This is a genomic window from Streptomyces sp. M-16, from assembly GCF_052114405.1.
Taxonomy (GTDB): Bacteria; Actinomycetota; Actinomycetes; order Streptomycetales; family Streptomycetaceae; genus Streptomyces.
Map to the genome: position 1 here is coordinate 1 of NZ_JBFRER010000334.1, position 485 is coordinate 485.

Annotated in this window: 1 protein-coding gene; it reads left to right on the forward strand. The window is 70.5% G+C overall.

The features are described from left to right. Positions 1–485, forward strand: a 485-nt coding sequence (locus tag AB4039_RS42425) for an AMP-binding protein (protein ID WP_442273336.1), incomplete at both ends; no start/stop codon positions are given.

A 485-nucleotide genomic window follows, 5' to 3' on the forward strand; every position in this document is an offset into this window, starting at 1 on the left:
CTGATCTCCGCACTCGCCCAGCAGCACCGGGTGACGATGCTGCAACTGTCCTCCAGCCTGTTCAACTACCTCACCGACGAACACCCCGAGACCTTCACCACCACCCGCATCGTCTACACCGGCGGCGAACCCGCATCGCCCACCCACGTGGAGCGGCTGCACCGGCTGCACCCCCGGGTCACGATCACCAACGGGTACGGGCCGGCCGAGTCCATGGGCTTCACCACCACCCACACCACCGACCCCGACGCCCCCGCCACCGGCCCCCTCTCCATCGGCCGGCCCCTGACCAACAAGCACGCCTACGTCCTCGACGCCCACCTCTGCCCCACACCGCCCGGCACGACGGGCGAGCTCTACCTCTCCGGCGACGGACTCGCCCACGGCTACCTCGCCCAACCCACCACCACCGCCACCCACTTCGTCCCCAACCCCTACGGACCCCCCGGCAGCCGCCTCTACCGCACCGGCGACCAAGCCCACTG